The 6,707-nt window shown below is 73.5% G+C and carries 7 protein-coding genes; 5 read left to right on the top strand and 2 right to left on the bottom strand.

All coding sequences use genetic code 11. The annotated features are described in order from the left end of the window. Window positions 1–170: 170 nt before the first annotated feature. Window positions 171–1,151, bottom strand: a complete 981-nt coding sequence (locus VIW71_RS19245) for an aldo/keto reductase (RefSeq protein ID WP_331623589.1) — start codon at window positions 1,149–1,151, stop codon at window positions 171–173. 128 nt (window positions 1,152–1,279) lie between these two features. On the opposite strand from VIW71_RS19245, the gene VIW71_RS19250 reads away from it, so the two are divergent. Next, window positions 1,280–2,329: an LLM class F420-dependent oxidoreductase gene (locus VIW71_RS19250; RefSeq protein ID WP_331623590.1), complete on the top strand. Its 1,050-nt coding sequence runs from the start codon at window positions 1,280–1,282 to the stop codon at window positions 2,327–2,329. 28 nt (window positions 2,330–2,357) lie between these two features. Here VIW71_RS19250 and VIW71_RS19255 read toward each other — a convergent pair whose 3' ends face one another. Continuing rightward, the gene (locus VIW71_RS19255; RefSeq protein WP_331623591.1) at window positions 2,358–2,936 is read right to left on the bottom strand and encodes a hypothetical protein; all 579 of its coding nucleotides are present in this window, start codon (window positions 2,934–2,936) and stop codon (window positions 2,358–2,360) included. Between the two features lie 238 nt (window positions 2,937–3,174). Between VIW71_RS19255 and VIW71_RS19260 the strand changes: the two genes are divergently transcribed. The 4 genes from VIW71_RS19260 to mshC all read left to right on the top strand — a co-directional run bounded on the left by VIW71_RS19260 (window position 3,175) and on the right by mshC (window position 6,667). Further along, entirely contained in the window at window positions 3,175–3,876 is a 702-nt protein-coding gene (locus VIW71_RS19260; protein WP_331623592.1) for a histidine phosphatase family protein, read from the top strand. A gap of 128 nt (window positions 3,877–4,004) precedes the next feature. Further along, a complete protein-coding gene (locus tag VIW71_RS19265) occupies window positions 4,005–4,595 on the top strand; it encodes a DUF3090 domain-containing protein (protein ID WP_331623593.1) in 591 nt (196 codons plus the stop codon). Then, a complete protein-coding gene (locus VIW71_RS19270; RefSeq protein ID WP_331623594.1) occupies window positions 4,559–5,392 on the top strand; it encodes an SCO1664 family protein in 834 nt (277 codons plus the stop codon). The genes VIW71_RS19265 and VIW71_RS19270 overlap by 37 nt, the downstream gene beginning before the upstream one ends. Window positions 5,393–5,437: 45 nt before the next feature. After that, window positions 5,438–6,667 (top strand): cysteine--1-D-myo-inosityl 2-amino-2-deoxy-alpha-D-glucopyranoside ligase, encoded by a 1,230-nt coding sequence (gene mshC, locus VIW71_RS19275; RefSeq protein WP_331623595.1) that lies wholly within the window; start codon window positions 5,438–5,440, stop codon window positions 6,665–6,667. Window positions 6,668–6,707: the final 40 nt, after the last annotated feature.

Genomic DNA, 6,707 nt, shown 5'->3' on the forward strand with positions numbered 1-6,707 from the left:
GCCGACCCGGCCGGCGGTCGCCGCTGTCGGCGGGCGTGCCGTTCTCCCCGGGAGCGGGCCGCGCCGGGCGGTCGGTGCGGCCCGCCCCGGCGGCGGTGCCCGTCGGCGGGCGGTCGGGCTGCGGGCGGTCGGTCACAGTGCGGGCCTCCGTGGAGCGGTGGAGCCACGACTCACAGGGTCGTCCAGTCGTGGTCCGGATAGCGGTGCAGTGGCGCCGACACGTCGTCCAGCGCCAGGCAGATCTCTTCCGGAAGCGTAAGGGCCTCCACTGACAGAGCCGCCGTGAGCTGCGCGGCGTTGCGGGCGCCGAGGATGGGCGCACAGACTCCCGGACGGTCGCGTACCCAGGCCAGGGCGACGTGCAACGGGGAGACGGCCAGACCGTCGGCCGCTATCGCGAGCGCGTCCACGATGAGACTCGCCGTCTCGTCGAGGTAGGGGGCGACGAACGCCGCCATGTCCTCCGAGCCGCCCCGTGAGCCGGGCGGCGTGCCGTTGCGGTACTTCCCGGTGAGGACGCCGCGCCCCAGCGGGGACGAGGGCAGCAGCCCGACCCCGAGGTCGAGGGCCGCGGGCAGCACCTCCCGCTCCACGCCGCGCTGGAGCAGCGAGTACTCCATCTGCGTACTGGCCAGCGGCGTACGGCCGGCCCCCGCCAGCTGCCAGGCCGCGGCCTTCGCGAGCTGCCAGCCGCAGAAGTTGGACACTCCGACGTACCGGGCCCGTCCGGAGCTGACCGCGATGTCCAGGGCCTGAAGCGTCTCCTCCAGCGGGGTGCCCGGATCGAAGGCGTGCACCTGCCACAGGTCCACGTAGTCCGTGCCGAGCCGCTGGAGCGACGCGTCCAGCGCGGACAGCAGGTGACCGCGCGAGGTGTCGAACCGCCGGTCGGGATCGGGCACGCTGCCCGCCTTGGTGGCGATCACCAGGTCGGCGCGCGGCACCAGGTCCTCGACGATCCGCCCGAGCAGGTACTCGGCGCCGCCGTCGGCGTACACGTCGGCCGTGTCGACCAGCGTGCCGCCCGCGTCCCAGAACGCCTTGAGCTGGTCGGCGGCGTCGCGTTCGCCGGTGTCGCGTCCCCAGGTGAGCGTGCCGAGCCCGAGCCGGGACACGCGCAACCCGGTGCGGCCGAGGTGCCTATGCTCCATGGACGCTGAGGCTAGCGCCCGCACCGGCCGAATGGGCGGCAGTGACGTACCTGACAGGCGCCGGTGCCGCACCCGGACGCTACAGTCCGTGGGGACAATGACGTTACTGGCCGGTAAAGGGGAGCGGTATGCGGCTCGGGATCAACCTCGGCTACTGGGGCGCGGGCATGGACTCGGACAACCTCGCCGTGGCGCGGGAGGCGGACCGCCTGGGGTACTCGGTGTGCTGGGCCGCCGAGGCGTACGGCTCCGACGCGCCCACCGTGCTGGCCTGGGTCGCCGCGCAGACCGAGCGGATCGACGTGGGCTCGGCCATCTTCCAGATTCCGGCGCGCACCCCCGCGATGACCGCGATGACCGCCGCCACACTGGACTCGCTGTCCGGCGGCCGGTTCCGCCTGGGTCTGGGGGTGTCGGGCCCGCAGGTCTCCGAGGGGTGGTACGGCGTCAGGTTCGACAAGCCGCTCTCCCGTACTCGCGAATACGTGGAGATCGTCCGCAAGGCCATGTCCCGCGAACGGCTGACCTACCAGGGCGAGCACTGGACGCTGCCGCTGCCCGGCGGCCCCGGCAAGCCGATCAAGCTGACCGTGCACCCGCAGCGCGAGCACATCCCGCTCTACATCGCCGCGATCGGCCCGAAGAACCTGGAGCAGACCGGCGAGATCGCCGACGGCGCGCTGCTGATCTTCCCCTCCGCCGCCCACCTGGAGGAGACCGCGCTCCAGCATCTCAGGGCGGGCCGCGAGAAGGCCGGACTGACCCTGGACGGCTTCGACGTCTGCCCGACGCTGCCGCTGGCCCTCGGCGACGACGTCCCGGCGCTCGCCGACCTCTTCCGCCCGTACACCGCGCTCTACGTCGGCGGCATGGGCAGTCGTGAGCAGAACTTCTACAACCGGCTCGCGCGGCGCATGGGGTACGAGAAGGAGGCCGCGGAGATCCAGGAGAAGTACCTCGGAGGCGACAAGGAGGGCGCCGCGGCGGCCGTACCGCGCGAACTGATCGACTCCACCTGCCTGCTGGGCCCGGTCGCGCGGATCGCCGACCGGATGCGGGAGTACGCCGAGGCCGGCGTGACCACCCTCACCCTGGCTCCCGCCGGCTTCTCCCTGGAGGAGCGGACCGCGGGCCTGCGCGCGGGCGTCGCGGCACTGGAGCGGGCGGGCCTGGCGTAACGGCGGTCGGGGGCGGCTCGACAGACCCTCAGCCCGGGACCAGCCGCCCCAGCAGACGGCCGAAGTCGATCAGCCGGGCTATCTGACCGGCGCCGCCGTCGTCCAGCGACTTGCTGAAGCGGAACGCCTCCGGGCGGAACTTCGCGGACGTGACCGGCAGCGGCGCGTCGGGGTCGGCCGACACCGCGGACAGCTCGTGCGGCATCGCCGTGGCCAGCACCAGGTAGACCCCGCGGTCGACCCGCCGGCCCCGCTCGTCCCGCCCGACCAGCGTCCGCATGCCCACGTGCCCGAACGAGTCCAGCGGCAGCACCTGGAGCGAGGAGTCCAGTACGGTGCCGCCCGGCGCGTCGTCGTCCGCCAACTCCTCGCTGTGCCACAGGATCAGCCGCCGTCCGTCGCAGACCGCGGCCTCCTGCCAGACCGAGGCCCCCGCCTCCGTCAGGTCCACCACCCGCTCCAGCGTGAAACCGCGAACCCGGCGTCGGCCCAGCACCCCGGCGATGGCGTCCAGCGCGACGTCGGCGTGGAGGAAGTACGCCCCCGCGGCGTCCTCGAGGCGGGCGTAGGGTGACCAGTCCGCCCCCGCGGGACCCGGTCCGGTCACGGCCGGCGGACGGCTCCTCGTCGCCCTGCTGAACATCTCCACCTGCTTCGCGATCCCGACTCCAGGAGGCCCCCTCGACCCCTGCTGCACCTTACCCAGGGGGTGGGACGGCAACGAGACGTCGGAGACAGCGGATCACGGAAATTCCGCGGCCGTGGTGGGGGCTCGGGGGGATCTTCCCCGCCACGGCCGTCACCCAGCACAACGGCCGCACCCCGGAAGGGTTACGGTGGCGGGCATGCCCACCGCGATCCTTGTCCGGCACGGCCGGTCGACCGCCAACGCCGACGGAGTGCTGGCCGGGTGGAGTCCGGGCGTCGCCCTGGACGCCACCGGCCGGGCCCAGGCCACCGCGCTCGCCGCCCGGCTCTCCGCGCTGCCGCTGGCCGTCGTCGTCAGCAGCCCGTTGCAGCGCTGCCAGGAGACCGTACGACCGCTGCTCGACACCCGGCCCGATCTGACGCTGCGCACCGACGACCGGATCGGCGAGTGCCACTACGGCGACTGGACCGGCCGCAAGCTGAGCGAACTCGCCGAGGAACCGCTCTGGGCCACCGTGCAGCGGCACCCGTCCGCCGCCGTCTTCCCCGGCGAGCACGGCGAGTCGATGCGGGCGATGCAGGCCCGGGCGGTGGACGCGGTACGGGAGTGGAACGCGACGGTGGAGGCCGAGCACGGCCCCGACGCGCTCTACCTGCTCTGCTCGCACGGCGACATCATCAAGGCCCTGGCCGCCGACGCCCTCGGCATGCACCTGGACCTCTTCCAGCGGATCGGCACCGACCCCTGCTCGGTCACCGTGATCCGCTACACCCCGCACCGCCCCTTCCTGCTGCGGCTCGGCGACACCGGCGACCTCAGCCCGCTCGTCCCGCGCGAGCCGCAGGTCGAGGGCGCCCCGCACGACGCGGTGGTGGGCGGCTCCACCGGCGCCCCGTGATCAGCTTCCGCAGTAGGGTGGGTCACCGGCAGCGCAGCCGCGGACCGCGCACCACCCGTAGCACCCAGCACCACCACCGCACCCCCCAGCAGCCGATCAGTCGATCAGTCGAGCAAACGGAGCAGGACGTGCCCCGCCAGGTCTTCTTCTACGAACAGCCGGACCGCTTCGTGGCCGGGACCGTCGGCCAGCCGGGCCAGCGGTCGTTCTACCTGCAGGCATCCGGCGAGGGCCGGACCACCAGCGTCGCGCTGGAGAAGACCCAGGTGGCCGCACTGGCCGAGCGGATCGACGAGTTGCTGGACGAGGTGGTCCGGCGCACCGGCGGCAGCGCCCCCGTACCGGCCGTCGCCCCCACCGAACTCGCCGACACCGGGCCGCTCGACGTGCCCGTCGACGAGGAGTTCCGGGTCGGCACCATGGCACTGGCCTGGGACGGCGCCCATGAGCGCATGGTCATCGAGGCCCAGGCGCTGGTCGAGCTGGTCGGTGACGACGAGGAGGACCTGGAGGCCGCCGAGGAGGACCTGCTCCAGGACGACGAGAACGGCCCCCCGCTGCTGCGCGTGCTGCTGACCGGTGCTCAGGCCCGCTCGTTCGCCAAGCGGGCGCTCGACGTGGTCTCCGCGGGCCGGCCGCCCTGCCCGCTGTGCAGCCTCCCCCTGGACCCGGAAGGACACGTATGCCCGCGTCAGAACGGGTACCGGAGGTCGGCCTGAACCCCGACGGCAGCCCCGGCCCGGAGGTGCTCACCACCGGTGAGCTGACGGTACGAGGACAGGTCCGAGAAGCCTCCAACGCCGTGCTGTACTGCGAGACCGTGCACGAGGGCCGTACCGTGGCCTGCGTCTACAAACCCGTCGCGGGGGAGCGCCCGCTGTGGGACTTCCCCGACGGCACCCTGGCCCAGCGCGAGCTCGCCGCCTATCTGGTGTCCGAGGCCACCGGGTGGGGCCTGGTGCCGCCCACCGTGCTGCGGGACGGACCGTACGGCCAGGGCATGGTCCAGCTCTGGATCGAGTCGGCGGGGGACCAGGACGGGGCGCTGCTCGCGCTCACCGAGGACGCCGAGCCCGCGCCCGGCTGGAAGGCGGTCGCCGAGGCCCAGGTGGAGGAGGACCGCACCGCGCTGCTGGTGCACGCCGACGACATACGCCTGCGGCGGATCGCCGTACTGGACGCCGTCATCAACAACGCCGACCGCAAGGGGGGCCACCTGCTGCCCGCCGCGGACGGCCGCCTCTACGGCATCGACCACGGGGTGACCTTCCACACCGACGACAAGCTGCGCACCCTGCTGTGGGGATGGGCGGGCGAGCCGCTGCTCGCCGAGGCCGTGACCGTACTGGAGAAACTCGCCGCGGAACTGGACGGGTCGCTGGGGGAGCGGCTGGGGGAGCTGCTGACCACCGCGGAGACGGCGGCACTGCGGGCGAGGGTGCGGCGGCTGCTGGAGACCGGGGCGCATCCCGTGCCCGGCGGGCAGTGGCCGTCGATCCCGTGGCCGCCGGTCTGAGACCCGCGCTCGTTTCCCCGTCACCAGCACGGTTAACCTCATGGCATGCATGCCTGGCCCGTTTCCGACGTCCCTGCCCTCCCCGGCACCGGACGTGTACTCCGTCTTCACGACACCTCGACCGGTGGACCGGTGACCGTCGACCCCGGCCCCGTCGCCCGCATCTACGTCTGCGGCATCACCCCCTACGACGCCACCCACATCGGCCACGCGGCGACGTACAACGCGTTCGACCTGGTGCAGCGCGTGTGGCTCGACACGAAGCGGCAGGTGCAGTACGTACAGAACGTCACCGACGTCGACGACCCGCTGCTGGAGCGGGCGGCGAACACCGGCGACGACTGGACCGCGCTCGCCGAGCGCGAGACCGCGCTGTTCCGCGAGGACATGACCGCCCTGCGGATGCTGCCGCCGGCCCACTACATCGGCGCGGTCGAGGCCATCCCGGGCATCGTGCCGCTGATCGAGCGGCTGCGGGAGGCCGGGGCGGCGTACGAGCTGGACGGCGACGTCTACTTCTCGGTCGAGTCCGACGCCGAGTTCGGCAAGGTGTCCGGTCTGGACGCCGCGGCGATGCGCGGACTGTCCGCCGAGCGCGGCGGCGACCCGGACCGGCCGGGCAAGAAGAACCCGCTCGACCCGCTGCTGTGGCTGTCCGCCCGCGACGGCGAACCGAGCTGGGACGGCGCGTCCCTGGGGCCCGGCCGCCCCGGCTGGCACATCGAGTGCGTCGCCATCGCCCTCGACCACCTCGGCATGGGCTTCGACGTCCAGGGCGGCGGCTCGGACCTGGCCTTCCCGCACCACGAGATGGGCGCCTCGCACGCCCAGGTGCTGACCGGCCAGTACCCGTTCGCCAAGGCGTACGTGCACGCCGGGATGGTCGCGCTGCACGGCGAGAAGATGTCCAAGTCCAAGGGCAACCTGGTCTTCGTCTCGACGCTGCGCCGCGCGGGCGTGGACCCGGCCGCGATCCGGCTCGCCCTGCTCGCCCACCACTACCGGTCGGACTGGGAGTGGACCGACGCGGTGCTGGCCGAGGCGGCGGACCGTTTGACCCGCTGGCGGGCCGCGGTCGCCCGACCCGACGGCCCGTCGGCCGACGCCCTCGTCGAGGAGATCCGTGACGCCCTCGCCGACGACCTGGACGCGCCCCGCGCCCTCACCGCGGTCGACCGCTGGGCCGCCGCCCAGTCCGCGTCCGGCGGCACCGACACCGGCGCCCCGGGCCTCGCCTCCCGCGCGGTGGACGCGCTGCTGGGCGTGGCGCTGTAGCGGGCCGGAACGTGGCAGGGGCGCCCGCCGCCGGAGAACT

The organism is Streptomyces sp. (genome assembly GCF_036524955.1).
GTDB lineage: Bacteria > Actinomycetota > Actinomycetes > Streptomycetales > Streptomycetaceae > Actinacidiphila.